This is a genomic window from Rhodococcus sp. 06-1460-1B, from assembly GCF_002258475.1.
GTDB classification, from domain to species: Bacteria; Actinomycetota; Actinomycetes; order Mycobacteriales; family Mycobacteriaceae; genus Rhodococcoides; species Rhodococcoides fascians.
The window spans coordinates 195,768-220,883 of sequence record NZ_NOYS01000022.1; the positions used below are offsets into that span (position 1 = coordinate 195,768).

Here is a 25,116-nt window from a genome sequence, read left to right on the forward strand (position 1 = left end):
TAATTAAGGTGGCCACATGCGCATCGACGAGTATCGGACGTACGACGGCCTCGGGCTGGCCGAGTTGGTCTCCACAGGCGATGTCACCCCGCGTGAACTTCTCGATTGCGCACTGGAGCAGGCGAAGTCGGTGAACCCGGGTCTCAACGCGATCGTGCGCCCGATGCGCGAGGAGGCCGAGCAGCGGCTGGCCGGAACGCTGGAAGGCCCGTTCGCCGGGGTGCCGTTTCTGATCAAGGACCTGTCGCAGGATTACGCGGGGCTGCCCACGTCCAGTGGTTCGCGCGCACTCACCGAGCTGCCGATGCCCGAACACGCGACGGTGGTGCAGCGCTGGCTCGACGCAGGCCTGGTCATCTTCGGTAAGACGAACACCCCGGAGTTCGGTGCCAAGGGAATCACCGAGCCGGCAGTGTTCGGCCCGGCTCGAAACCCGTGGGACCGCAGCAGAACTCCCGGTGGTTCGTCGGGTGGCTCCGCCGCGGCGGTCGCGGCCGGGATCGCGCCGGTGGCGGGAGCGAACGACGGAGGCGGCTCGATCCGCATTCCGGCGGCCTGCTGTGGACTGGTCGGGCTCAAGCCCGGCCGCGGGCTGGTGCCGTCGGGACCGACGTTCGGCGAGCCGATGCACGGGGCCGCAGTGCAGGGCGTGGTGTCGAGATCGGTCCGCGACACCGCCGCGATGCTCGATGTACTCGCCGGTGGTGAGCCGACGTCGGGATACTCGTCCACGCCGCCGCCCGACGGGTTCCTGTCTCGGATGGACACCGACCCGCGGCCGTTACGGATCGGCATGTACGCCGCGACCTCGGTGAATCCGTCTCCGGCCCCGGAGGCGATCGCTGCGATGGAATCGGCAGCGACCACGCTCGGCGAACTGGGCCATACCGTCGAACTCCTCGAGGCCCCGCCGTTCGACGACGCAGCGCTCAACCGCGAATTCCTGCTCGCCTGGTTCACGTACCTGGCGTGGGAAATGGAAGAGGTCAAGCGCAGAACCGGGTGCGGTGACGACGCATTCGAGCGGGACACCCGAATCATGGCCGCGCTCGGCCGATCCGCGAGCGGAGTCGACTACCTCGATGCGGTGGAGGGCCGACACGTGCACGTGCGGGCCCTGGCCACATACTTCGAGACGTACGACCTGCTGCTGACCCCGACTCTGGCCGAGCTGCCCCCGAAGATCGGGGCGTTCGAGCTGGCGAAGCCGCTGCAGTTGGCATCGGACTTGCTGTTGCGCAGCCGAACTGCGGGAATGCTCAAGTACACCGGCATCGTGGATCAGATGATCGACGAGAACATCTCGTGGATCCCGTACACCCAGACCGCCAACGTCACCGGGCGTCCCGCCCTGTCCGTTCCGCTGCACTGGACGAGCTCAGGATTGCCCATGGGCGCACACTTTCTCGCCCCGCTGGGCGGGGAGGGGCTGCTCGTCCAACTCGCAGCGCAGTTGGAACGAGCAGTGCCCTGGGCTCATCGCTACAGCGACATCGGCTGACAGCTACATCAGCTGACAGACAGCGACACCGGCTAGCGGGTCGCTCCGAGCTGGACCTTGCCCGCGATGCCGGACGGACGCTGTCGCACGGTGCCGTCGACGATGTCGACGACTCCGCCTGCCCAGTCGGGATCGGTGTCGGCTGCGGCCTGAGGATCGGCGTGTGCGTCCGTACCTTCCTCGGCTGCCACCGTGATGGAGCGTTCCAAGGCCTCCCGCACACTGAGCAACGTCGTATCCGGTTCTGCGAACACTTCCGTCGCGGCATTTCCGCGTCGCACGACCATGTCGTGGGTCAGGCTCTCCACCAACGAGATCACGGTGCCGGGTGGCATCGCGGTGATGGTCGCGACCGCGCGGCCGACCAGCCCCGTCGGCAGCAGTGGCACCGGAATCTGCGCGCGGCGCAGACCGGCGACGTTGCCGTACGCCTGCAGGAGTTCCGGGTAGCTCATCGTCTCGGTGCCGCCGATGTCGAACGATCCGGGACGGGCTGTATCGCCGAGGGCGCGGGCGATGATGGCGACGACGTCCACGACGGCGATCGGCTGTACCTGTCTGCGCATCCACGTCGGAATCGGCGTCACCGGCAGTCGCTCGGTCATGCGTCGCACCAACTCGAACGACGTGGATCCGGAACCGAGGATGATGGCGGCCCGGAGGACGGTGGCATCGACGGAACTGTCGAGGAACGCCTCCTCGACCTGCAGTCGGGAGCGCAGGTGATCCGACAGCGGAGTGCCGTCGTCGGGAATCAGTCCGGACAGATAGACGATTCGCTGGAGACCGTTGCGTTCCGCAGCAGCGGCCATCGACTGCGCCGCGTGGCGATCCTTCTCGACGAAATCGCCCTCGTCCATCGAGTGAACCAGGTAGACCACCGCGTCGACGTTCTCGGTAGCGGAGTCGAAGCTGTCGTGGTCGTCGAGGTCGAAGTGCACTGCCGTCACGTGCGCACCCCAGGCGAAACGCGACTTCTTCTTGGGGTCACGCATCGCGGCGTGTACCTCGTGGCCCTGTTCGAGAAGCACGGGGATCAGCCGAGATCCGATGTATCCGGTTGCGCCGGTGACCAGCACTCGCATGAGATTCTCGTTTCTGTAGACAGGGGTCATACCCTGTCCGGGCAGTCTCACTCCCCGCTTCCGGTGCCGGATGACACACTGTGCAGGTGAGTGCGCGCATCAGGAACAACGTGAAAGTCGTCGGAGCTGCCGACGGCCCGGTCGTGATGCTGGCGCACGGCTTCGGCTGCGACCAGACGTTGTGGCGAGGCGTCACCGAGATCCTGGCTTCGCGATTCCGGATCGTCCTGTTCGACCACGTGGGGGCCGGGGCATCGGACCCGGCGGCCTGGGACGCCGAGAGATACGCCCACATGAGCACGTACGCCGCCGACATCGTCGAGATAGCGCAGGAACTCGACCTGACCGACGTCACGTTGGTCGGTCACTCGGTGGCGTCGATGATGGGGGTGCTGGCCGCCACCTCTGCGCCCGATCGATTCACCAAGTTGATTCTGCTGACTCCGTCCCCCCGGTACATCGACGACGGCGACTACCGCGGCGGCTTCAGTGCAGAGGACATCGACGAACTGCTCGAATCGCTGGACAGCAACTACCTCGGTTGGTCCGCATCGATGGCATCGGTGGTCGTGAACGCACCCGATCGACCGGAACTCGAGAACATGTGGACCGCGAGCGTGTGCCGAACCGATCCGGCGTGCGCACGGGTGTTCGCCCGCACCACCTTTCTGTCCGACAACCGGGCGGATCTGCCTGCAGTACCGGTGCCGACGTTGATCATCGACAGTGCGCGCGACTCGCTCGCTCCGCCTCAGGTCGGCCGGTTCGTGCACGAACAGATCCCGGGGAGCGTCCGCATCACGCTCGACGTCAGTGGCCATTGCCCGCAGATCACCGCACCCGAACTGACGGCCGAGACCATCGCGGACTTCGTGAGACCGTCGTGATCGATGACCTCGATGTCGAGGACCTGTACGAGAATGCGCCATGCGGGTACCTGTCCGTACGCCCCGACATGCGGATCGCGCGACTGAACTCGACGCTGGCAACCTGGCTGGGCTTCGAGGTCGACGCGCTGGTCGGCACCGATTTCGGGGAGCTGCTCACCGTCGGTGGACGGATCCACTACGAGACCCACTTCGGGCCGATGCTGTTGATGAACGGCAAGCTCGACGGCATTGCACTGGACCTGGTGACGGCTGATCGCCGACGGCTGCCGGTGTTCATCACGGCGAACGTCAAGATCGACGCAGAGGGCCGGCCGGTACTGATCCGCATCACGGCGCTCGACGCTCGCGATCGCCGTACCTACGAGCGCGAATTGCTGCAATCACGCACGCGTGCAGAACTGTTGGCCAAGACGCTGCAGCGGTCGCTGTTGCCGCCTGCTCTGCTACCGCCGTCGGGGATGACCGCCGCGGCGCACTACCGGGCAGCGTCCCGCGACGAGGTGGGTGGCGACTTCTACGACCTGTTTCCGTTGTCCGACGACTGCTGGGGCTTCTTTCTCGGCGACGTCTGTGGCAAAGGTGCATCGGCGGCCGCTGTGACGTCGCTGACGCGGTACACGTTGCGCGCGGCAGCGGTGTACGACGAGAACCCCGTCGCGGTGCTGCAGAATTTGGATTCTGTTCTGCGACAAGAGTTTCGGGATGCCAATGCGCAGTTCTGCACTGCGGTCTTCGGCATTCTGAGCCGAACGGACACCGGATTCGAGGTATCGATGGCCAGTGGCGGGCACCCCCCACCGCTGGTCCTTCGTGCCGACGGCACCGCCCACTACGTGACCATGACGGGCGGCCAGCTGATCGGAATACTTCGGCACGCTCGCTTCGTTCCGGCGACCGTCACGCTCGAAGCAGGGGACACCCTGATGCTCTACAGCGACGGTCTCACCGAAGCGCGAGTCGGCCGGGGCCGATACGACGACGACGGTGCCCTGCTGGAATTCGCGACGGCGCACGCTCCGGCGACTCCGGCAGCGATCGTCGACGATCTGCGGTTGCTGCTGCGCAGTTTCGGCGACGGTCTGGCCGACGACGCCGCCGTGATGGCACTGGGCGTATCCCCGGCCCCAAACTCAGCCGAGGGCAGCGAGGGCTGACGCCAGGTCGGCGTGCAGGGTGAATTCCTGATCCAAGCCCATCAGCTTGATCGGCCGGCTGGTGGTCGGTCCGTCGGCGACGACCGAGAACGACAGGGACTCGCCGTGATCCTGTTGCGCCGTCGCGAGAACGGTCATGGCCGCCGAGGCCAGAAACGACACTCCGCTCAGGTCGACGATCAGTGCAGCCGGGCCGGTCGCGGTCTGTGCGGTGATGGCCTCGGACAGTGCCGGAGCGGTGGTGACGTCGAGCTCGCCCGCTACCGAGATGACGGCCGCGCGCCCGTCGTTGAAGGACTGGATCGAGAATCCTGCGGCGTTCGTGTCGACTGGCATCTGTACTCCTGAATCGTTACCCGCCGCGCTCGTCGACGGGGGATGCGGACCATTCAATCAGGCGGTGTCAGCGGAGCGTGACCTGAGTTCCTCGAAGCGCAGGCGCGCCCACCGTCGTGGTCCAGGAGGGGACGGCCTCCGGTGCGATTCCGGTGGCACCGCCGTAGATGACGGCCAGGGTCTGCTGCTCGGTGACCGAGCCCGCGTACGAGGCGGGAACAGGAGAGAGCTGCGGAGCCGAGAGCACCGGGATGTTCTGCTCGCCCGGGTTTCTGGTCGGTACCTGGTACGAGCCGTCATTGGGTGACCCACCCGGGTACTGCGGGAAGTATTCGCCCGCATTGCGGTCGAGCGGGGTGTAGCAGCTCGGTCCGCGGGTCTGCTCGAACAGCCGTGGCTCGTCCTGGTTCGGCAGGTACCGACCCTTCGGATTGACGAACGGCATCGAGACGTTGATGCCGGGATACTCGTCGCCGACGCCGGTGACGATCCTGCCGCGTCGGGCCCCTTCGGCGAACTGCGCGACCGTGCAACCCAGGGCGGGGGAGAACTCGGCCAGCACTTCGAGTGCCTCGCGCGAATTCGCGGCGAGACCGATCAGCTGCGTCGAGTTCGCCTCGAGAAAGCCGGCCGTCGTGTTCGAGGCGGAAGACACCGACGTGTACAGCGTCGCGAGCGCGGATTGCTTCTCGACGACGGTGTTGCCGGTGGTCCGCAGATTGTCGAGAGCGCTGACCAACTCGGGAGCTGCATCGGCGTAGGTCTGGGAGAAGTCCGCCAATCCGCGTAGGTCCTGCTGGATGGCGGGGAGTTCGGTGTTCAGTCCGGAGAAGATGTTCTCCAGCCGATCGATCGTCAGGCCCAGCTGTTCTCCGCGGCCGCTGAGCCCCTGTGCCAGTGCGCCGAGGGTGTTCGAGAGATCCTGTGGCGGCACGGCTTGGAGCAACGGCAGCAGGCCGTCGAGCAATTGCCCCACCTCGATGGCATTTCCGCTGCGATCCTGCTTCAGCACGGTGCCCTCGGTGATGGGCGAACCGGGCTTGCCGTCCGGCAGAATCAACGCGACGTACCGCTCACCGAAGAGAGTCTTGGGCAGCAGGCGAGCCGTGACGTTCGAGGGGATCATCGGCGCTTTGTCCGGCTCGATCGCCAGTTCCGAGGTGACGACGCCGTCGGTGGTCGTAGCCGATCGGACCTCGCCGACGATCATGCCGCGCACCTTGACGTCGGCATTGCGGGGCAGCGCGTTGCCGACGCTGTCGGTCTCGAGGGAGACGGTCACGACGTCGACGAATGTCTTGTTGTACGAGGTGACACTCCACCCGACGAACACCACGATGAGCACGACCAGTCCGATTCCGAGGAGACGGTTCTGCACCGGCGAAGGGGCGCCGGTCATGCGACGGTCTGTGCGACAACAGCAGTCATGACGCGAACCTTAGTGCTACATAGAGTCACACTTACTGCTCCGACGCCCCTTCTGAGATGCACCTATCAGTGCCCGGGTGATGCGATACAGATCACACGCAGTCGGTGTGTCAGTCTGCGATCAGTTGCGTCGACGAGAACCAGCCGTCTCCGCCGCGTTCGCGCTGACGACCGATGACGTATCGGCCGGGTGCAATTCCGGTGGCCCCGTGTTCGGGGTGAATGAGGTAGGCGGTCTCCGAGTTGCTCAGGATGCCCAGAGCGAGGCGTCGAACGTCGTGCACCGGACTCGACCACGTGCATCCGCGGCCGTCGGCGACGAGGCTGTGCGGATTGCCGCCCGCCGCACTGCGGAGTAGTTCGATGCCGGACAACGGCACGGTCTCGTGTCGTGTCCGTTCGGTGGTGACGACGATGCCGTCGAGTACGGCGAGCGGGACGACGATCAGATCTCCCTGGGCCTGCGACCCGTTGACGACGGGCACCGATATCTCCTTGTCGAGGTAGTCGAAGACATCCAGACCGGTGCGGTCGGTGAGAGTGGACAGCGTGATGTTCGAGTTCATGGGGTCACCTGTGGTTGGTCGTTGGGGTGGGTAGTTGTGGTGTGGGTATCGATGGAGTTCGTGCGGAGTCACGTACGGCGGAGGAGCCGGGCATAGTCGGCTCCGGCCAGACCGTAGGTCCAGCCTGCCGCGTCGATGGCGGAGGTGAAGGCGGCGGGGACCCGCAGGCCGTAGCGGCGACGCCGGCCATCGCGTTCACGGGAACCGTTGACGGCGAGCAGAATTCGTCCCCCGTCCTGCCAGCCCTCCGGTGCTGCGTACAGCTCCAGGGTGCAGCCCGGGTTCCCCGGATCGTGGCCGGTGTCGACGAGGCGTAGGCCCGCCTGCTCCAGATAGGTGTCCCAGCCGATCCGTTCGATGGCGCTTCGTCGCACTTCGACATTGCGTTCGACGGTGATGCGGTCGACCGTGGGATTGTCGATCACCCAGCTCGGAACGACGGTGCCGCTCAGTACGTGGACTGCGCTGCCGTCGGCGAACTCCACGGCCGGGCCCTCCGAATTGTGCAGCCGCACTTCACCGTGCGGTGAATCGGGTAGCGGTTCGACGTATACGGAGGTGGGCCGTTCTGCCATCACTGCGATGTTCTCGAACGCCCACCACCAGCCCGTCGACTCGATGAGGGCGGTTTGGACGTCGAGTAGTTCGACGTCTTCGAAGGAGAACCGGGCGAGGCCGTGGCGACGGAAAGCGTCGTAGTAGGCGACGCGATGGGCTTCCTGTTGGCCGTACCAGGTGATGGAGCCGAACGGGCGGGGAGTGGTCGTGCGGATGGAAGTGGCAATTCCGTCGAACAGGCTGGTGTGCAACGACGTACGGACGGTCCGGTCGATGATGGGATCCGGGCTGATACCGGCGAGGGCCGCCTCGATCGGGGTACCGCGGGCGACGATGCCGCGGACTCGAAAGTCGTTGCTGCCGTTGGTTGTGCTCCACCGGTCTTCCCGCGGCCATTCGATGTGGCGGCGCTCGATGATGCGGTCCATGCGGTGCCGGGAGTCGGACAACATGGTCGCGATCGCGGCGTCCACCTCGGTGCCGGCGGTGGATATCGACGGTGTTCTCGCCAAGTGTCTGCCGGCGATGAAGGTCGCTGCAGCCCGAGGCGACGGCACCCAATGGAACTCGGGCTCGTCGAACCCGGCAGATCGATACAGTTGTGCCACAGCATGTTCCGCGACAGATCTGTCGGCTGGGCCGGCTTTCAGTCCGTAATCGAGCCACCGGTCGCGTTGCGCACAGACCGCGCGGATGTCTTCGGCGTAGGAATCGGGATCTTCGGAGAATGTGCCTCGACGGGGGAATGTCGACGGCATCGGCACGGCGCTCACTTCGGTGAGGCGGTGTCCGCCTTTCCTGTTGTCATGAACCAAGAGTGACACGAGATTCGGCCGAGCGCAAGGGTTGCCCACGTGCGCGGAAGTTCGTAGCAGGGGTCGAGTTTCCACTCACATGGGTCAGCGCGAGCGCAACACCAATTTCGCGGCACTGATGTCGTCGATCACCAGATCGGTGATCAGGCCACCGCGCAGTGCGGCGGTGAGGGCGTCGAGTTTGGACTCTCCCGCCACGATGGCGACTCTGCGCGGGACGGCCTTGAGCCGATCGAGACTTGGCCCACTCGATCTGTCGTTCAACGCAATTCGGTTGTAGCTGCCGTCGGATCGGAGGAACACCGTGGCGATGTCGCCGACGACGCCGTCACGTTGCAGCTCGGCTCTGTCCTCGCGTTCGAGATAGCCGGCGCTGTAGACGTGACTCGGAACGGCTCCACTCATGACGCCGATGCTGAAGACGGCGAGGTTCATGCGATCCTGAAGTTCGAGCACGCGCCTGATGCTGCGCTCGCGCCACAGGTGCTGTCTCGTTTCCGGATAGTCGAAGAATGCGGGGACCGGAAATCCCTGTGCCGCAGCCCCGTACGCGTCGGCGAACGTCCGGATGATGTCGGTGGCATACGAGACCCCCGTGGTGCGCATGTTGGCTGCCCCGTTCAGTTGCACCACGCTCGAGTTGTGGGTCCGTTTGGGGGCGAGCTTGCGGCTGACGGCGCTGACGGTGGTTCCCCAGGCGACGCCCATCACCATGTCCGACTCGAAGAACGACGTCAGCAGTCGGCCGGCGAAGGTCGCGACCCGATCGAGACGCTGCAGTTCGTCGACCGTCTCCGCGACCGGCACCACGTGTGCACGAATGTCGTACAGATCGGCGAATGCACGCTCGATCCGCGGTGCCTGACCGAGTGGGGTGGAGATCTTGATTTCCACCAGTCCCGACGCCCGCGCGAACGTGATGAGTCGTGAGACTGTCGAACGAGATACGCCCAGCTCACGGCCGATCGCCGCCATCGTCATGTCCTGGAAGTAGTACAGCCGCGCCGCCTGGGTGGCATGGCCGGTCCGCAGGTCGGATTCAGGAGTGATGCCGGTGTCCGTCACCGGCACCAGTGTACGACCGAATTGCACATATGTGCATCAGCTGTGAAACGCAGTGCAGGCCGTCTACCGTGGCAAATGGCACGCAATGTGGCGTGTATCACTGACTGTGTGGAGGCTGAAAGATGGCACGTAAGGAACCGGAATGGGGGCTACCGGCGCACATGGCCGCGGAGTTCGCCGGAACCATGATTCTCATTCTGTTCGGTGTCGGCGTCGTCGCTCAGGTGGTCTCGGGTGGTGAGTCCGGCAGCCTCGGCGGTCACGACTCGATCGCCTGGGCGTGGGGGCTGGGCGTGATGTTCGGTATCTATGTCGCGGGCCGTATCACCGGCGCGCACCTCAATCCCGCGGTGACCATCACGTTCGCACTCTTCCGCGGATTCAGCTGGAAGATGGTTGCGCCGTACATCCTCGCGCAGACCGCAGGTGCCTTCGTGGCCGCACTGCTGGTGCGCTGGAACTACAACGACATGATCAACGCGGTCGACCCCGGGCACACCACCGCCACCCAGACCATCTTCTCGACACTGCCCGGTAACGGGACACTGCCGGTGAGTGTGTCCTCGGCGCTGATCGACCAGATCATCGGTACCGCCATTCTGCTGTTCCTCATCGTGGCCGTGACCGATTCGCTCGGCACCGCGCCGATGGCCAACATGGCTCCTCTGATCGTGGGCCTCATCGTCGTCGCCATCGGATTCGCCTGGGCCACCAACGCCGGCTACGCGATCAACCCGGCTCGAGATTTCGGACCTCGCCTGGCGTCGTACATCACGGGCTACGGTGGAGCGTGGCGAGATCAATACGGTGGCCTGTACTTCTGGGTGCCGATCGTCGGGCCTCTCGTAGGTGGACCGATAGGAGTGTTCCTGTACGACCTGTTGATCGGGAAGAACCTACGCAAACAAGAAGGTTCGACGCCCGAGCCGCCATCACGACTCCCAGCAGACACCCAGACCACAGGAGAGAAGCCATGACCGAGTTCGCAGGAAAGTACGTCGCCGCGATCGATCAGGGAACCACGTCCTCACGCTGCATGATCTTCGATCACGCGGGCACCGTCGTCGCCGTCGATCAGAAGGAACACCAGCAGATCTTCCCGCAGGCCGGTTGGGTCGAGCACGACGCGTCGGAGATCTGGGACAACGTGCGCGCCGTCGCGGCCGGTGCCATGGCCGCAGCGGATCTGACGCGCGAGGATATCGCCGCAGTCGGTATCACCAACCAGCGTGAGACGGCACTGGTGTGGGATCGCGAGACGGGCAAGCCGATCTACAACGCCATCGTCTGGCAGGACACCCGTACCGATCGCATCGCGACCGCACTCGGCGGCGGCGATGCCAACAAGTACACCGCCAAGACCGGTCTGCCGTTGGCGACCTACTTCTCCGGGCCGAAGATCAAGTGGATTCTCGACAACGTCGACGGTGCACGGGCCAAAGCCGAAGCGGGAGAGCTGTGTTTCGGCAACATGGACACCTGGGTGCTGTGGAACATGACCGGCGGAACCGACGGCGGATTGCACTACACCGATCCGACCAACGCGTCGCGCACGCTGTTGATGGATCTCGACACCCTGCAGTGGGACGAGGGCATCTGCGCCGACATGGGCATTCCGATGTCGATGCTGCCCGAGATCAGGTCGAGTTCCGAGGTGTACGGCACCGGCCGTGAACGCGGACCGTTCCGCGGTGTGCCGATCTCCGGAATTCTGGGCGACCAGCAGGCTGCCACCTTCGGGCAGGCCTGCTTGTCTCCCGGTGAGGCCAAGAACACTTACGGCACAGGCAATTTCGTGCTGCTCAACACCGGCACCGAAAAGGTCATGAGCAAGAACGGCCTGCTCACCACCGTCTGCTACAAGATCGGCGACCAGCCGACGGTGTACGCGCTCGAAGGCTCGATCGCGGTGACGGGTTCGCTCGTGCAGTGGCTGCGGGACAACCTCGGCATGATCTCCTCGGCTGCGGACATCGAGACCGACGCGCGTTCGGTGGACGACAACGGCGGCGCGTACTTCGTGCCCGCGTTCTCGGGTCTGTTCGCTCCGCACTGGCGTGCCGATGCTCGCGGTGCCATCGTGGGATTGACGCGATTCGTCAACAAGGGCCACCTGGCCCGTGCCGTACTCGAAGCCACCGCGTACCAGACGCGCGAGGTCATCGAGGCCATGAACGCCGACTCCGGTGTCGACCTCGAGGTGCTCAAGGTCGACGGCGGAATGGTCGTCAACGAGCTGTTGATGCAGTTCCAGTCCGACATCCTGAACGTCGACGTGGTGCGGCCCGTCGTAGCCGAAACCACCGCTCTCGGAGCGGCATACGCGGCAGGCCTCGCCGTCGGGTACTGGGCGAGCGAGGACGACATTCGCCAGAACTGGGCCGAGGACAAGACATGGACACCGTCCATGGACGAAGACCAGCGGGCAAAGCTGTACGCCGGCTGGAAGAAGGCAGTGACACGTACTCTCGATTGGGTTGATGAAGAATGAGTTCCACCACAACGGCTTTGAGTCCAACCGCGCGCGCCGAGGCGATCGCACGGATGGAAGCCGAAGAGCTGGACATCCTGGTGATCGGCGGCGGCGTCGTCGGCGCGGGAACGGCTCTCGACGCGGTGACGCGTGGTCTGAAGGTCGGACTGCTCGAAGCACGCGACTATGCGGCCGGCACGTCCAGTCGCTCGAGCAAGCTGTTCCACGGCGGTCTGCGGTACCTCGAACAGTTCAACTTCTCGCTGGTGTTCGAGGCCCTCAAAGAGCGCTCGCTCGTGCTGAACACGTTGTGCCCGCACCTCGCTCGGCCGGTCCCGTTCATCTATCCGCTCGAAAAGGTGATCGACCGTCCGTACGTGGGGCTCGGCATCGGCGTGTACGACGTCATGGGTGCCGGACGCGGCGTACCGAGTCATCACAAGCATCTCGGTAAGAAGAAGACGCTCGAATCCTTCCCTTCCGGTAAGCGGTCGGCGATTCGCGGTGCGGTGAAGTTCTACGAGGGCCAGGTCGACGACGCTCGGCACACGATGATGATTGCGCGGACCGCGGCCGCCTATGGTGCGTTGTGCGCTAACAGCACTCGCGTCACGGGCTTCCTTCGGGAGGACGACAAGGTCGTCGGTGTCGTGGCGAGCGATCTGGAAACGGGTCGTTCGTTCGAGGTGCGTGCCAAGCAGGTCATCAACGCCGCGGGTGTCTGGACCGACGAGGTCCAGCAGATGGTCGGCGGGCGTGGACAGTTCCAGGTTCGCGCATCCAAGGGCGTGCACCTGGTGGTGCCCCGCAACCGCATCAACAGCGCCACGGGCATCATCACGCGCACCGAGAAGAGCCTGCTTTTCGTCATCCCGTGGGGAAGCCACTGGATCATCGGCACCACCGATACCGACTGGAAGCTCGATCTCGCCCACCCGGCCGCGAGCCAGAGCGACATCGACTACATCCTGGGGCACGTGAACAAGCTGCTGGCCGATCCACTGGACCGCGCCGATGTCGTCGGGGTCTACGCAGGTCTGCGGCCGCTGCTGTTCGGAGAGTCCGACTCCACCAGCACGCTCTCCCGCGAGCATGCGGTGTCCAGCCCGGTGCGAGGACTGACCGTCATCGCCGGTGGCAAGTACACCACCTACCGCGTGATGGCCAAGGACGCAGTGGATGCTGCGGTGCACGGACTCGAACGCACAGTGCCCAAGTGTGTCACCGAGAACATCCCACTCGTCGGGGCCGACGGCTACCTCGGGGCGTACAACTCCCGCAATCTGACGGCCGAGCGCACCGGCATGCGGGTCTCACGCGTCGAGCATCTGTTGGGTCGGTACGGCACCCTGATGGGTGAGGTGCTGGATCTGATCGACGCCGATCCCGAACTCGGTAAGCCTCTCGACAGCGCACCGGAGTACCTCAAGGCAGAGGTCGTCTATGCCGCGAGTCACGAAGGCGCGCAGCATCTCGAGGACATCCTGACCCGGCGCACCCGCATCTCCATCGAGGTTCCCGATCGTGGTGAAGCGGCAGCCGAGGAAGTGGCTCGGCTGGTGGCTCCGATTCTCGGCTGGGACGATCAGCACCGGGCCGAGGAGATCGAGCACTACCGTCTTCGTGTTCTGGCAGAACGGGATTCACAGCAACAGCCCGACGACGAGACTGCCGATGCGGCCAGGCTCGGGGCACCGGACGTGCGCGCCGGGGTGAGCTGACCCCTCACGGCGGTTCGGTGAGGTAGCGCCGCAGGGTCGGGATCGGTGGTTGTGTCTTCCGATCCTGCGGCCGCGTTCCTCATCGGACTGCGTGACGAGTTGCGGCGGAAATCGTCTGTCTTCCTGGGCGCTACGAGCCGTTCATGTCGATGCTGGACGGTGGAGGGTATGCAGCTCACCCGTCGATCCCTCCTCAGATATGCCGCTCTCGGTGCCGCTGCCACGCCCGTGCTGGCGTGCAGCCCGGCGTTGGTTCGCACCCGGCCGATGCTGACACACGGCGTCGCCAGCGGTGATGTGCGTGCCGACGGAGCGCTGGTGTGGGCACGTTCCGATACTCCGGCGACGATGATCGTCGATACGTCCGCGACGGACTCGTTCTCCTCGGTGACGACGATGCGCGGGCCACTGCTGACCCCGCAGTCGGACGGCACGGGAGTGCTGCGCCTGACCGGATTGCCTGCGGGACAGAAGGTTCATTATCGCGTCACGCTCGAGGGCGAGGACGGTGCGACGTCGGAGCCCGTCACCGGAATGTTCTCCACAGCTCCTGACGGCCCATCCGACATCCGCCTGTTGTGGGGTGGCGACACCGCAGGCCAGGGCTACGGTATCAACCCCGACATCGGCGGTATGACGATCTTCTCGGCGATGGCCGACAGGCAGCCGGATCTGTTCCTGCACAGCGGCGATGTGATCTATGCGGACGGCCCGCTCGAGGAGCGCGTGACACTTCCCGACGGCCGAATCTGGCGAAACACCATGAGCGAGGCCAAGTCCAAGGTCGCCGAGACGCTCGACGAGTACCGCGGCCAATACGCCTACAATCTCACCGACGACAACTACCGCCGCTTCAATTCGTCTGTCGCCCAAATGGTCCAGTGGGACGATCACGAAACCGTCAACAACTGGTATCCCGGTGAGATCCTCGACCTGGAGCAATACACGGTGAAGGATGTGGACCTGCTGTCGCAGAGAGCGTTGCAGGCGTTTCACGAGTGGTTGCCCATCGCGCCCACAGAAGCCGTCGACGGCCGGGTGTACCGCAAGATCGCCTACGGGCCGCTGCTCGACGTCTTCGTCCTCGACATGCGCACGTACAAGGATGCGAACGGTGCGAACACCGCTGCGTCAGGGGAGATCCTCGGCTCGGCGCAGCGTCAGTGGTTGATCGACGAGCTGTCCCGCTCCACCGCGACGTGGAAGATCATCGCGAACGACCTGCCCCTCGGACTCGTCGTGCCTGATGGGAAGGACGCGCAGGAAGGCGTCGGCAACGGCGACCCCGGTGCGCCGCTGGGCCGTGAGACCGACATCGCGCAGGTGCTCACCGCGATCGACCGGAACGACGTCACCGGCACCGTCTGGCTCACCGCCGACGTGCATTACACAGCAGCGCATCACTATTCGCCGGAGCGCGCGGCCTACCAGGAATTTCGCGAGTTCTGGGAATTCGTCAGCGGACCGCTCAACGCCGGCGCGTTCGGCCCCAACGATTTGGACGGCACGTTCGGCCCGGAAGCAGTGTTCGTGCACGCGCCACCGGAGCCGAACGCGTCGCCACTCGACGCGTTTCAGCATTTCGGTGAGGTGCTCATCGACGGGGACTCGCGCGATCTGACCGTCAACCTCTGCGACGCGACCGGGGCCGTGCTGTTCACGAAGGTACTGCCTGCCGCCTGATCGCTCGGGTCCGTCGATTCGTCGGGGTCAAGTCGGCGAAAACGACTGCAAGCGAACGGACATCGTCCGCCGTACCGACAGCGGCCCCGCCGTCCTCGTCCGGCCCGACGGATACATCGCGTGGGCCGGACGCTCCGAATCGGAGGAGTGGCTACAGATTCTCGAACAATGGACCGATCAGCCCTGCAGCAACGTGAACGAATGCTCGCGAATCAGAATGGACGGTCCGCCCGCCTCGTACGCCTGATCCGGATCACTCGACGTCGACTGACTCCACTTGCCCTCCGGCAGCGTGAATTCGACTGTCGCAGGTGAGGCGTTGACCATCCAGGCGAACGCCGCGTCTCCCTCGCCCGCACGCATCAGGATGAGAATGCTGTGTGCGTTGGCGTCGGACCAATCCTCGTCGACCATCTTTTGACCGTCGGCGCGGTAGAAGTCGACCGTATCGGGTCCTGCCCCGTCCTCCTCGGAGTCGCTGTCGTGCCGGAACCAGGTGGGACGCAACGCCGGATGCTCGTCACGCAGCGAGATCAAATGGGTGGTGAAGTCCACGAGATCCTGATCGACCGTGCTCCAATCGAACCAGGAGACCTCGTTGTCCTGGCAGTACGCGTTGTTGTTGCCGTTCTGCGTTCGGCCCAGTTCGTCGCCGCCGAGGATCATCGGGACGCCGGCCGAAAGGAGCAGTGTGGCAAGGTGATTACGCTGCTGGCGGGCGCGGAGTGCGTTGACGCCCTCGTCGTCGGTCGGGCCCTCGGCACCACATCCCCACGAACGGTTGTCGGATTCGCCGTCCTGGCTGTCCTCGCCGTTCTCCTCGTTGTGCTTCTCGTCGTAGGAGTTGAGGTCGGCCAGGGTGAAGCCGTCGTGGGCGGTGATGAAGTTGACACTCGCCAAGGTCGGGCGCCGGGTGCTCTCGTACACGTCGGGGCTGCCGGTGACACGTTGCGCCAGAGCGGACAACGCGCCGTCCTCACCGCGCCAGAAGTCACGAACGTCGTCGCGGAACTTACCGTTCCACTCCGACCACCGGGCCGGGAACCCGCCCACCTGGTAGCCCTGGGTGTCCCAGGGCTCGGCGATGAGTTTGACCGGCGCGAGCGTCGGATCCTGGTGTACGAGATCGAGGAACGCGCTGTGGACGTCGAGGCCGGAGTCCTGACGGGTCAGGGTGCTCGCGAGATCGAAACGGAATCCGTCGACGTGCATCTCCGTGACCCAGTACCGCAGCGAGTCCATGATCAGGCCAAGCGCCGCGGGATGTCCGACGTTGAGGCTGTTGCCGGTGCCCGTGGTGTCGTAGTAGGCGCTGCGGTCGTCGTCGACGAGTCGGTAGTGCGAGCCGTTGTCGATTCCTTTGAGCGACAACGTCGGTCCCAGGTGGTTGCCCTCTGCTGTGTGGTTGTAGACGACGTCGAGGATGACCTCGATACCGGCCTCGTGCATCGCCTTGACCAGTGCCTTGAATTCGTCCACCTGGCCGCCGGTGTCGCCGGTGCTGGCGTACTCGTTGTGCGGGGCGAAGAAGCCGATGGAGTTGTAGCCCCAGTAGTTTCGGCGGCCCTCTTCGAGCAGGTGTGAATCCTGGACGAACTGATGAATGGGCAACAGCTCCACTGCGGTGACGCCGATACGCTTCAGGTGCGCGATCGCGGCGGGGTGGGCCAGCCCGGCGTATGTTCCTCGAATGTCCTCGGGAACATCGGGATTCGTGGCGGTGAAGCCCTTCACGTGGACCTCGTAGACGACAGTGCGGTCCAGCGGAGTGCGCGGTGCCTCGTCGCCGGTCCAGTCGAAGTTCGATTGCACTGCAACGGAATACGGCATGTGCGGTGCGGAGTCCTCGTCGTTGCGGGTCTCCGGCTCTGCATGCAGATGCGAGAACACCGACTCGTTCCAGTCGACCTGGCCGGTGACGGCCGTGGCGTACGGGTCGAGCAGTAGCTTCGCCGGGTTGTGGCGCAGTCCCGAGGCGGGATCCCACGGGCCGTCGACGCGGAGACCGTATCGCGTTCCCGGCGTGACATCGGGCACCAGATCGTGGAAGACGTGACCGGTGCGAAGCGTCAACGGTGTTGTACTGCGCTCTGTTCCGTCGTCGTTCATCACGACGACGGACACCGAGTCGGCTGTTTCGGAGTAGACGGCGAGGTTGGCACCGTCGTCGGACAGACGCGAGACGCCCAGGGGATACGGGAGACTGGATGAGGTGGGCATGAGCGGTCGATTACCCCCGGCGCAGGTGAGCGAAACGCTCGCCCACCTGGTGCTCGGATAGAATCGTCGAGGAGTTTGCGCCCGTCCTTGACCTACGGCCGCATGTGACTAAGGACGAGGCCATGAATCCCGCAGTACCCGATCCCGGTTCGGCTCGGCTCGACGAGCTGTTTCCCGGTGACAATGCCACCGAGGCTCGGTTTCGCGAGCTGGATTGGAGCTGCACGGAGCTGGGACCGGTGGAGCAATGGCCGTACGAATTGATCGCGGCCATCCGCACGGTCATGCCGTCGACCATCCCGATGTTGATCTGGTGGGGGCCGCACCTGGTCCAGATCTTCAACCACTCGTACACCGATTTTCTCGGTGACAAGTTTCCCGCCGCCGCAGCGCAGCCGGCCAGGGACTGCTGGGCAGAGATCTGGGACGAGATCGGCGCATTGGCTCATCAGGTCGTCGACGGCGGCACTGCGGTGCACGGTGCTCGCCAACGGTTCATGATGAATCGGTACGGGTTCCTCGAAGAGACGTACTGGACCTTCTCGTACAGTCCGATTCACGGTCCCGAGTGCGCGGTCCTCGGCGTGTTCGTCGCGACGTCGGAGGTCACCCAGCAGCTCCTCGGCGAACGCCGCATGCAGGCGTTGCTGAGCCTGGGCACGCTGACGGGCAACGACACCGACGGTGCCGTGGACATCTGCCGTGCGGCAGTGGGCGTGCTCGCGGCGGAAGCGTCGGAGTTTCCCCTCGTCGCCGGTTACCTCCGCGAAGATCTGAATGCGGACGGTCCGGTGGAATGTGTCGTGACCGGCGGCGACGCCGGGTACGACGCTGCGACGTGGGAGTGCGCCGACATCTCTCGAGTTGCCGACGGTACGGTCGCCTGCGCGACCGTGCAGGTGGACGGCAACGTTCCGCAGGCCGTCGTCGTACCGTTGACGATGGCGGGTCGGGTTCAGCCGGTCGGGGCGCTGTTGATCGGAGTGAGCAGCCATCGGGTGATCGACGATGCCTTCACCTCGTTCTGCGTCGTCGTCGCCGAACGCCTGTCCACCGCATTGACGGCCTCGCACGCGTTCGAGATGGAGCGCAGCCGGGTGGCGGCCTTGGCCGACGCCGATGCTGCGAAGACTCGGCTGCTCGAGAACGTCGGGCACGAATTCCGCACCCCGCTGACGTTGCTGACCGGCCCGCTCGATTCGGTACGCGAGAACGCTGCTTCGGTGTTGGCCGCGAACGACCGCGAATCACTCGACGTCGTTCATCGCGCGTCGATGCGGCTGCGCAGGTTGGTGGACGACCTGCTCGACATCGTCAATGCCGAGGCCGGCCGACTCGTCTCTCGACCCGAGCCGGTGAACCTCGGCTCGGTGACCCGCGATTGCGCGACGATGTTCTCGGCCGTCGCGTCGGCGCAGGGGCTCGAGCTCGTCGTGGATGCGGCAGAGGACGTCGTGGTCCTGACCGACGCCGAAATGTGGTCGAAGGTCGTGTTCAACCTCGTCGCCAACGCCGTCAAGTACACCCCGGCCGGACGGGTGTCGGTTCGTCTGGTCGCGGACGAGAACACCGTCCGGCTCGTGGTCACAGACACCGGACTGGGAATTCCGGCCGAGGACCTCCCTCGAATCTTCGACCGGTTCCACCGCGTCGAACGAGAAGGCGCGCACAGCATCGAAGGGTCCGGAATCGGGCTTGCCCTGGTGACGGACCTGCTGACCGCTCTGAACGGACGCATCGACGTCGACAGCGACGTGGGCCGGGGAAGTACTTTCACCGTGCAGGTGCCCCGGTTGCCCGCAGAAGCTGCCGCTGTCGATCGACCCGGCGCTCCGGCCGATCCGATCTCGGCGATCTTCCCCTCGATCGAGCCCGTTCCCGAGACGACCGGTCGCGCAGACGTCCTGCTCGTCGAGGACAACGTCGACATGCGCAACTACCTCGCGCGCCTGCTGACCGACGAAGGGTTGTCCGTCTCGACAGCGGGGGACATCGAGACCGCTCTCGATCGTGCCCGGACGATGCTGCCGGGGCTCGTGCTCTCGGACGTCATGCTGCCGGGGCGCAGTGGTCTGGATCTGGTGGACGACATCCGCGGTGACGCCGAGTTGCAGCGAGTGCCGGTCATCTTGTTGACCGCTCGTGCGGGAACGGATTTTGTGCTCGACGGACTCGGGCGCGGTGCCGACGATTACATCGTCAAGCCGTTCCACGACCGCGAACTCGTCGCGCGCGTTCGCGTGCACCTCGAACTGTCACGGATGCGCGAGCAGCTGATCGCGGAGAGCGGCAATCAGGCCGCGACACTGCGTACGGCGCTCGAGACCCGCGGCACGATCGGCCGAGCCGTCGGCATCCTCATGTCGGTGTACCGCATCGACGCGGAAGCCGCGTTCACGCAATTGACCGAACTCTCACAGAACACCAACCGCAAGACGCGGGATCTGGCCGTCATGATCGCCGACGACTTCACCGCAGGCCTCGCCCGCGAGCACTGACCGGCCGGTCAGTGGTTGCGGCGGTAGTTCTCGCGTTCGCGTTCGAGTTCCGCCGTTTTCTTCTCGCTCTTCAGGTCGGCGGGCAGTCCGTGAATCTCGAGACGACGGGCGCGGTTCTGGTCCATGTATGCGGCGGTGTAGAACAGCGCGAGCAGCAGGGCCAACAGGACCATCGAGGCACGTAACCAGATCGCGCCGGGAAAGAGCACGAAGAACCCGATGAAGATGGGCAGGAACGGGATCATCGAGCGCAGGATGTGACGCGGTGTCGCGCCGGGGCCGACGAGGTCGCGTCGAACCCAATCCTGCATGGAGTCGGGGAGTTTGCGGCCCAGGACGGCGTAGCCCAACCATTGGCCGGCGTTCGGACGGGTGCGCTGGGGTCGTGCGCTCATGTCAGTGCTCCTGCTGCGATCGCCGCGTCGTTGACGCGAGTGAGGACGCGGCGCAACTGCTCCAGTTCGTCGAGTGACGCACCGAGTCTCGCCACGACCGCGGATGGAATCTTTTCGGCCTCGGCGCGGAGAGCGGCTCCGGCGGGGGTGAGGGATACGAGCAGAATGCGCTCGTCTTCCGTGCTGCGGGTGCGGGTGAGCATCCCCATCGATTCCAGACGCTTCAGCAGTGGGGACAGGGTGGGCGAGTCGAGTTGCAGCGCTGAGCCGATCGCTTTGACCGACATCGGCGACTCGCCCCACAAGGCCAACATCACCAGATACTGCGGATGGGTCAGGCCCATCGGTTCGAGCAACGGCCGATACACCGACAGCACAGCCCGGTTGGTGACGGCCAGGGCGAAGCAGACCTGGCGATCGAGCGCGAGTGGATCCTCGGTGGTGGTCACGATGGCCAGAGTATCAGAATTGATTAGTGCACGAATTGTTCGTGTGCGACTCAAGAGACGAAAAAGGGCGGAGGTTCAGGTTCGCCACCTCGATCGGGTATCGAGTCTGCGGCAGTGGTGAAAGTTTGCCCACAACGTGTTACCGGGCGCGCAATTGTGCAATGCTGCACCTCGATTCACCCTTACCGTGATAATCCCGAGAGGATCGCCATGCGTCGCCGACGCATCTCCACCACTGTCTTCGTCGCAGCGTTGTCCCTGTCGATCGCCTCGGGAGGTATCGCATCCGCCGAGCCGGCTGCCCCCTCCGCCCGCATCGTCGACACCGTCCTGACATCCGACACGCTGCGCACGCTGAAGGTCGACTCACCCGCCATGGGAGCCGTCGTCGAAGTGCAGGTGCTCACACCCGCGGCGAAAAGCGGACCGCGTCCGACGCTGTACATGCTCAGCGGCATCGGCGAAGAGGATCCGCACAACAGCATGTGGTTGCGCAAGGGGCAGGCAGCGGAGTTCTTCGCCGACAAGAACGTCAACGTCGTCCTGCCGTTGGCCGGGCCAGGAAGCTTCTACACCGACTGGCAGCGCGACGACCCGAAACTCGGCCGATACCAGTGGGAAACGTTTCTCACCGAGGAACTGCCTCCGCTGATCGACGCGGCCGTGGACGGCAACGGCCGCAACGCGATCGCCGGCCTGTCGATGGGCGCACAATCGGCGATGATGCTCGCCGCACGTAATCCGGACGTGTACTCCGGCGTGGCGTCGTACAGCGGCTGCTTCGCGTCCGCCGAACCGTTGGGCCAGGCCAGTATTCGAGCCATCGTCGGAGCATTCGGCGGCAATGCCGACAACATGTGGGGCGGACCCTTCGATCCTGCGTGGGCCGAACATGATTCGGTGGCCAATGCCGAAAGTCTGCGCGGTACCGATGTCTACGTGTCGGTGGGAACCGGCGCTCCCGGACGTCACGAAAGCTTCGACACTGCAGCGGGATGGGACAGGGTGGTGGTCGGTGGCCTCATCGAGGTCGGGTCGAACTACTGCACACACCGACTTGCGGATCGGCTCGGCCAGTTGAACATTCCTGCAACGTTCGACTTCACCGAGACCGGAACGCACTCGTGGCCGTACTGGGTGGAGCAGCTACCGAAGAGTTGGCCGACCCTCGCCGGATCCCTCGGTATCTCGGGCTGACACTCGGTATCTCGGGCCGATTGCTCAGTGGGTCCAGGGGCAGTCGAGCGGCTTCGTCAGGCCGAGGTGCTTCTCGACTCGCGTCACCGACTCGTCTCGGAGGCGGCCGTAGGTCCGGTACGGGTCGTGCAGGGTCCGTCCCAGAACGCTTTCCATCGCCTCCGCATCGAAGGCTGCCGCGGTGTTGTCGGAATTGCGGGTGCCGTCGGATTCGAGATTGGACCTGAAGATGCCCGCCGCCGACTTGGGCAGGAAGTCCTCGTACACGATCGGGTCGGCCGCGAGAACACCCGACCTGACCAGATCGACGAGGCCACCGTCCCGGTCTGCAGCGGACGGGTTGGTCCCAGTGACTCGAAAGGTGAAGTAGGCGAGGTCTTCTGCCATCCACAGTGTCTCGTCGTCCGGCACCAGCGACGACCACAGTGCGGACGCGTCCTCGGGTTCCTCGGTATCGAGTCGATCCAGATACTCGTCGTAGCGACGTCGTCCGAGTGAGGTAGCTGCCGCGCCCCTGGCTTCGACCTCGCCGAACCGCACCCGTAGATGGCCGGGTTCGACGTTGCCGTTCTCGTCGAGAAACATCCGCTGCTCGTCCAGCGCTCGGAACGACGTCTGGCGCAACAGCAATCCGGGACCGGACGTACGAGGAGGGCCCTGGATGGTGTCGATCATCGCCACCCCGTGCTCTCCCATACGGCGATGCAGAAGATCGATGTCCAGAACCCTCGGTGTCAGGTGGTTGATGTGGGTGGAGGAGACACCACCGATGTCGGCGGCCACCGCCGAGACTGCCTCGAGTTCGCGGTACCACGCTCTGTCGACAGGGTCGGTCGACAACGCGAACGCCGCCGTCGCGAGGTCCAGAAAGGTAGCGGACTCCTCCGCTGCGAGGCCGTTGTCCCTCTCGCACGTGGCTGCCAGCTCGAGCAGTAGCGGAGGGAACAGTGTTCTGCGGTCGAGGAATTCCGTCAGGCGACGGCCGAGATCCGGGTCGAAGAACCGTCGATCCGACGCCACCAGCATCGAGGTGAAGATCCGGAACGGGTTGATGGCCAGCTCGGCCGGATCGATCGGCCGGAACGCTGTCGACACCACCGGAATCGAACTCGACGCAGTGTCACGCAGATCGTAGAAACCCACCGGATACATGCCCATGGCACCGAATATCAGTGCCACCTGCGACATCTCACGTGCATTGCCGACACGAATCGCCCCGTGTCGCTCGGCGGTGACGCGATCGATGGAGCCGAAACGTTCCGCATCGGCACCGCTGGTGCGCATCGTGTCGGCATTGATCGACGCGGTGACATCCAACAGCGTCGTGTACGCGGGAACCTCCCGCCCGTACAGAGCCGACAGACGAAGGGCGAACTGCGCTCGCAATTGCGTCGGTGTCACGTTCACCACCTCATACTGCGCCTTTCGGTGCCGGCACGGAACCCGTTCGGCTGCCTGCTGCACTCTCGCGACTGTGCGCATCTACCGCACAATGTGTGCGCGATCACACAAGACCCGCACGTTCGCCTGCGCGCAGTCTGGAGCAGACATGCGAGAGGTGCCTGCACACGGCACCGAAAAGGAGCGAAAACACATGACCGCAGTACAGGAATCGGCCGCACCGTCGCTGCCGACCGGCACCGCCACCGAGCTCTACATCGCGGGGCAGTGGCACGGTGCATCCGACGGAGGCACCTTCACCAACTTGAACCCGACCACCGAACAGCCGTTGGCCGAGATTGCCGCAGCCACGGCGTCGGACGTCGATGCAGCGGTGTGTGCGGCCCGTGCCCAGCTCGGTGGTGAGTGGGGTGCTACCCCCGGAGCAGTCCGGGGCCAGCTGCTCAATCGGGTGGCCGATCTGATCGAGCGGGACGGTGACGTGCTCGCTCGGCTCGAAGCTCTCGACGTCGGCAAGCCGGTGGGTCAGCCCGCGATGCTCGACATCCCCAATGCCGCAGCCACTTTCCGGCACTTCGCGGGCTGGGCCGACAAGATCAACGGGAGCTTCATCCCTACCGCGGGCTACTTCGGGCAGCCGACGCACTCGTACACCGTTCGCGAACCCGTCGGCGTCATCGGCATGATCGTTCCCTGGAATACCCCGCTGATGATTGCGGCATGGAAGCTTGCTCCCGCTCTGGCCGCGGGGAACACCGTCGTCGTCAAGCCGCCGGAGGACGCGCCACTGTCCATCCTGCATCTGGCTCGACTGATCGACGAGGCAGGCGTACCTGCCGGAGTGGTCAATGTTGTTCCAGGACTGGGCGAAGTGACGGGCGATGCCTTGGTCGGCCATCCCGACGTCGACAAGATCAGCTTCACCGGCAGCCCTCGGGTCGGCAGAATCATCGCCAAGAAGGCAGCCGACACATTCAAGCGGACGACGCTCGAGCTCGGCGGCAAGTCCCCGCAGATCATCCTCGAGGATGCGGACCTGGAGGCGGCGATCAACGGAACCGCGATGGGACTGTTCTTCAATCAGGGCCAGGTGTGTGCCGCGGGGACGCGAGTGCTGGTGCACCGCTCGCTGTACTCGCAGGTGGTCGACGGTTTGGCCGCCGCCGCATCGGCTCAGGTCCTGGGAGATCCCTTCGATCCGTCGACGACGATGGGCGCACTCGTCAACGCGAAGCAGCGCGACAGCGTCCTCGGGTACATCCAGGCCGGACGCGACGGCGGAGCGCGAGTGGCGGCCGGCGGTGGACGTCCCGACAACGCCGGCTATTTCGTCGAGCCGACGATCTTCGCCGACGCCGACAACGACATGAAGATCGCCCAGGAGGAGATTTTCGGACCCGTCGGAACGGTGATTCCGTTCGATACGGCCGACGAGGCGATCTCCATTGCCAACGACACCGTGTACGGCTTGGCCGCTTCGATCTGGACCCGCGACGTGTCGAGGGCGCACATACTGGCCGGGCAGGTCCGTTCCGGCGCGGTGTGGGTGAACGGCTGGGCTGCAATCGATCCCGCTCTCCCCTGGGGCGGCATGAAGTCCAGTGGCACGGGCCGGGAACTCGGGTGGGCCGGTATCGAGGCCAACACCGAAGAGAAGGTCGTCACCGTAGTTCTGTAGCCC

21 protein-coding genes are annotated in these 25,116 nt (G+C 65.0%); 11 read left to right on the top strand and 10 right to left on the bottom strand.

Annotated features, from left to right (window positions below; genetic code table 11):
• The first annotated feature begins 16 nt into the window (after positions 1–16).
• Complete coding sequence (locus CH268_RS12335; protein ID WP_032408374.1) at positions 17–1,501, top strand: amidase; 1,485 nt, start codon at positions 17–19, stop codon at positions 1,499–1,501.
• Between the two features lie 32 nt (positions 1,502–1,533).
• Here CH268_RS12335 and CH268_RS12340 read toward each other — a convergent pair whose 3' ends face one another.
• Entirely contained in the window at positions 1,534–2,586 is a 1,053-nt protein-coding gene (locus CH268_RS12340; protein WP_176457929.1) for an NAD(P)H-binding protein, read from the bottom strand.
• Between the two features lie 86 nt (positions 2,587–2,672).
• Between CH268_RS12340 and CH268_RS12345 the strand changes: the two genes are divergently transcribed.
• Together CH268_RS12345 and CH268_RS12350 are read left to right on the top strand one after the other, a co-directional pair.
• Entirely contained in the window at positions 2,673–3,473 is an 801-nt protein-coding gene (locus CH268_RS12345) for an alpha/beta fold hydrolase (protein WP_027494681.1), read from the top strand.
• Positions 3,473–4,630 (top strand): PP2C family protein-serine/threonine phosphatase, encoded by a 1,158-nt coding sequence (locus CH268_RS12350; RefSeq protein WP_371828749.1) that lies wholly within the window; start codon positions 3,473–3,475, stop codon positions 4,628–4,630. Before CH268_RS12345 ends, CH268_RS12350 begins: the two co-directional genes overlap by 1 nt.
• Here CH268_RS12350 and CH268_RS12355 read toward each other — a convergent pair.
• From CH268_RS12355 to CH268_RS12375, 5 genes are all read right to left on the bottom strand, one after another.
• Positions 4,607–4,966: an STAS domain-containing protein gene (locus CH268_RS12355; protein WP_094664301.1), complete on the bottom strand. Its 360-nt coding sequence runs from the start codon at positions 4,964–4,966 to the stop codon at positions 4,607–4,609. The genes CH268_RS12350 and CH268_RS12355 overlap by 24 nt on opposite strands.
• A gap of 67 nt (positions 4,967–5,033) precedes the next feature.
• Positions 5,034–6,365: an MCE family protein gene (locus CH268_RS12360; RefSeq protein ID WP_094664303.1), complete on the bottom strand. Its 1,332-nt coding sequence runs from the start codon at positions 6,363–6,365 to the stop codon at positions 5,034–5,036.
• Positions 6,366–6,504: 139 nt separating this feature from the next.
• On the bottom strand, positions 6,505–6,960 hold the full coding sequence (locus CH268_RS12365; RefSeq protein ID WP_027494677.1) for a hypothetical protein: 456 nt from the start codon (positions 6,958–6,960) through the stop codon (positions 6,505–6,507).
• Positions 6,961–7,028: 68 nt separating this feature from the next.
• Positions 7,029–8,276: a DUF6745 domain-containing protein gene (locus tag CH268_RS12370; RefSeq protein WP_094664305.1), complete on the bottom strand. Its 1,248-nt coding sequence runs from the start codon at positions 8,274–8,276 to the stop codon at positions 7,029–7,031.
• A gap of 141 nt (positions 8,277–8,417) precedes the next feature.
• Positions 8,418–9,398: a sugar-binding transcriptional regulator gene (locus CH268_RS12375; RefSeq protein ID WP_027494675.1), complete on the bottom strand. Its 981-nt coding sequence runs from the start codon at positions 9,396–9,398 to the stop codon at positions 8,418–8,420.
• Positions 9,399–9,520: 122 nt separating this feature from the next.
• On the opposite strand from CH268_RS12375, the gene CH268_RS12380 reads away from it, so the two are divergent.
• The 5 genes from CH268_RS12380 (at position 9,521) to CH268_RS28430 (ending at position 15,522) form a co-directional block, all read left to right on the top strand.
• Positions 9,521–10,375, top strand: coding sequence for an MIP/aquaporin family protein (locus CH268_RS12380; protein ID WP_027494674.1), 855 nt, complete (start codon positions 9,521–9,523; stop codon positions 10,373–10,375).
• Complete coding sequence (gene glpK, locus CH268_RS12385; RefSeq protein WP_032367858.1) at positions 10,372–11,889, top strand: glycerol kinase GlpK; 1,518 nt, start codon at positions 10,372–10,374, stop codon at positions 11,887–11,889. The genes CH268_RS12380 and glpK overlap by 4 nt, the downstream gene beginning before the upstream one ends.
• Positions 11,886–13,592 carry a glycerol-3-phosphate dehydrogenase/oxidase gene (locus tag CH268_RS12390; RefSeq protein WP_032384182.1) on the top strand — a complete coding sequence of 569 codons (1,707 nt, stop codon included), beginning with the start codon at positions 11,886–11,888 and terminating at the stop codon, positions 13,590–13,592. Before glpK ends, CH268_RS12390 begins: the two co-directional genes overlap by 4 nt.
• 168 nt (positions 13,593–13,760) lie before the next feature.
• Positions 13,761–15,275: an alkaline phosphatase D family protein gene (locus CH268_RS12395; RefSeq protein WP_057472482.1), complete on the top strand. Its 1,515-nt coding sequence runs from the start codon at positions 13,761–13,763 to the stop codon at positions 15,273–15,275.
• Between the two features lie 61 nt (positions 15,276–15,336).
• On the top strand, positions 15,337–15,522 hold the full coding sequence (locus tag CH268_RS28430) for an aromatic-ring hydroxylase C-terminal domain-containing protein (RefSeq protein ID WP_327212954.1): 186 nt from the start codon (positions 15,337–15,339) through the stop codon (positions 15,520–15,522).
• On the opposite strand, the gene glgX is transcribed toward CH268_RS28430, so the two are convergent.
• A complete protein-coding gene (gene glgX / locus CH268_RS12400) occupies positions 15,453–17,495 on the bottom strand; it encodes a glycogen debranching protein GlgX (RefSeq protein ID WP_094664307.1) in 2,043 nt (680 codons plus the stop codon). The two genes, CH268_RS28430 and glgX, sit on opposite strands and share 70 nt — an antisense overlap.
• 122 nt (positions 17,496–17,617) lie before the next feature.
• On the opposite strand from glgX, the gene CH268_RS12405 reads away from it, so the two are divergent.
• Positions 17,618–19,993, top strand: coding sequence for an ATP-binding protein (locus CH268_RS12405; protein WP_141215141.1), 2,376 nt, complete (start codon positions 17,618–17,620; stop codon positions 19,991–19,993).
• Positions 19,994–20,001: 8 nt separating this feature from the next.
• On the opposite strand, the gene CH268_RS12410 is transcribed toward CH268_RS12405, so the two are convergent.
• Both CH268_RS12410 and CH268_RS12415 read right to left on the bottom strand, forming a co-directional pair.
• Positions 20,002–20,388, bottom strand: coding sequence for a DUF5313 family protein (locus CH268_RS12410; RefSeq protein ID WP_032367853.1), 387 nt, complete (start codon positions 20,386–20,388; stop codon positions 20,002–20,004).
• Positions 20,385–20,837: a MarR family winged helix-turn-helix transcriptional regulator gene (locus tag CH268_RS12415; protein ID WP_080966137.1), complete on the bottom strand. Its 453-nt coding sequence runs from the start codon at positions 20,835–20,837 to the stop codon at positions 20,385–20,387. The genes CH268_RS12410 and CH268_RS12415 overlap by 4 nt, the downstream gene beginning before the upstream one ends.
• A gap of 210 nt (positions 20,838–21,047) precedes the next feature.
• On the opposite strand from CH268_RS12415, the gene CH268_RS12420 reads away from it, so the two are divergent.
• Positions 21,048–22,034, top strand: a complete 987-nt coding sequence (locus CH268_RS12420; RefSeq protein WP_027494666.1) for an alpha/beta hydrolase — start codon at positions 21,048–21,050, stop codon at positions 22,032–22,034.
• A gap of 24 nt (positions 22,035–22,058) precedes the next feature.
• Here CH268_RS12420 and hglS read toward each other — a convergent pair whose 3' ends face one another.
• Positions 22,059–23,444: a 2-oxoadipate dioxygenase/decarboxylase gene (gene hglS / locus CH268_RS12425; protein ID WP_255182374.1), complete on the bottom strand. Its 1,386-nt coding sequence runs from the start codon at positions 23,442–23,444 to the stop codon at positions 22,059–22,061.
• A 184-nt stretch (positions 23,445–23,628) separates the two neighbouring features.
• On the opposite strand from hglS, the gene styD reads away from it, so the two are divergent.
• Positions 23,629–25,113 (top strand): phenylacetaldehyde dehydrogenase StyD, encoded by a 1,485-nt coding sequence (styD, locus tag CH268_RS12430; protein ID WP_094664372.1) that lies wholly within the window; start codon positions 23,629–23,631, stop codon positions 25,111–25,113.
• The last annotated feature ends 3 nt before the right edge of the window (positions 25,114–25,116 follow it).

Coding starts and splice junctions, on each gene's coding strand:
- CH268_RS12405 (WP_141215141.1), top strand. CDS start 17,618: ATGAATCCCGCAGTACCCGATCCCGGTTCGGCTCGGCTCGACGAGCTG.
- CH268_RS12380 (WP_027494674.1), top strand. CDS start 9,521: ATGGCACGTAAGGAACCGGAATGGGGGCTACCGGCGCACATGGCCGCG.
- CH268_RS12355 (WP_094664301.1), bottom strand. CDS start 4,966: ATGCCAGTCGACACGAACGCCGCAGGATTCTCGATCCAGTCCTTCAAC.
- CH268_RS12365 (WP_027494677.1), bottom strand. CDS start 6,960: ATGAACTCGAACATCACGCTGTCCACTCTCACCGACCGCACCGGTCTG.
- CH268_RS12410 (WP_032367853.1), bottom strand. CDS start 20,388: ATGAGCGCACGACCCCAGCGCACCCGTCCGAACGCCGGCCAATGGTTG.
- CH268_RS12340 (WP_176457929.1), bottom strand. CDS start 2,586: ATGCGAGTGCTGGTCACCGGCGCAACCGGATACATCGGATCTCGGCTG.
- CH268_RS12370 (WP_094664305.1), bottom strand. CDS start 8,276: ATGCCGTCGACATTCCCCCGTCGAGGCACATTCTCCGAAGATCCCGAT.
- glpK (WP_032367858.1), top strand. CDS start 10,372: ATGACCGAGTTCGCAGGAAAGTACGTCGCCGCGATCGATCAGGGAACC.
- CH268_RS12395 (WP_057472482.1), top strand. CDS start 13,761: ATGCAGCTCACCCGTCGATCCCTCCTCAGATATGCCGCTCTCGGTGCC.
- CH268_RS12335 (WP_032408374.1), top strand. CDS start 17: ATGCGCATCGACGAGTATCGGACGTACGACGGCCTCGGGCTGGCCGAG.
- CH268_RS12420 (WP_027494666.1), top strand. CDS start 21,048: ATGCGTCGCCGACGCATCTCCACCACTGTCTTCGTCGCAGCGTTGTCC.
- CH268_RS12360 (WP_094664303.1), bottom strand. CDS start 6,365: ATGACCGGCGCCCCTTCGCCGGTGCAGAACCGTCTCCTCGGAATCGGA.
- CH268_RS12390 (WP_032384182.1), top strand. CDS start 11,886: ATGAGTTCCACCACAACGGCTTTGAGTCCAACCGCGCGCGCCGAGGCG.
- glgX (WP_094664307.1), bottom strand. CDS start 17,495: ATGCCCACCTCATCCAGTCTCCCGTATCCCCTGGGCGTCTCGCGTCTG.
- styD (WP_094664372.1), top strand. CDS start 23,629: ATGACCGCAGTACAGGAATCGGCCGCACCGTCGCTGCCGACCGGCACC.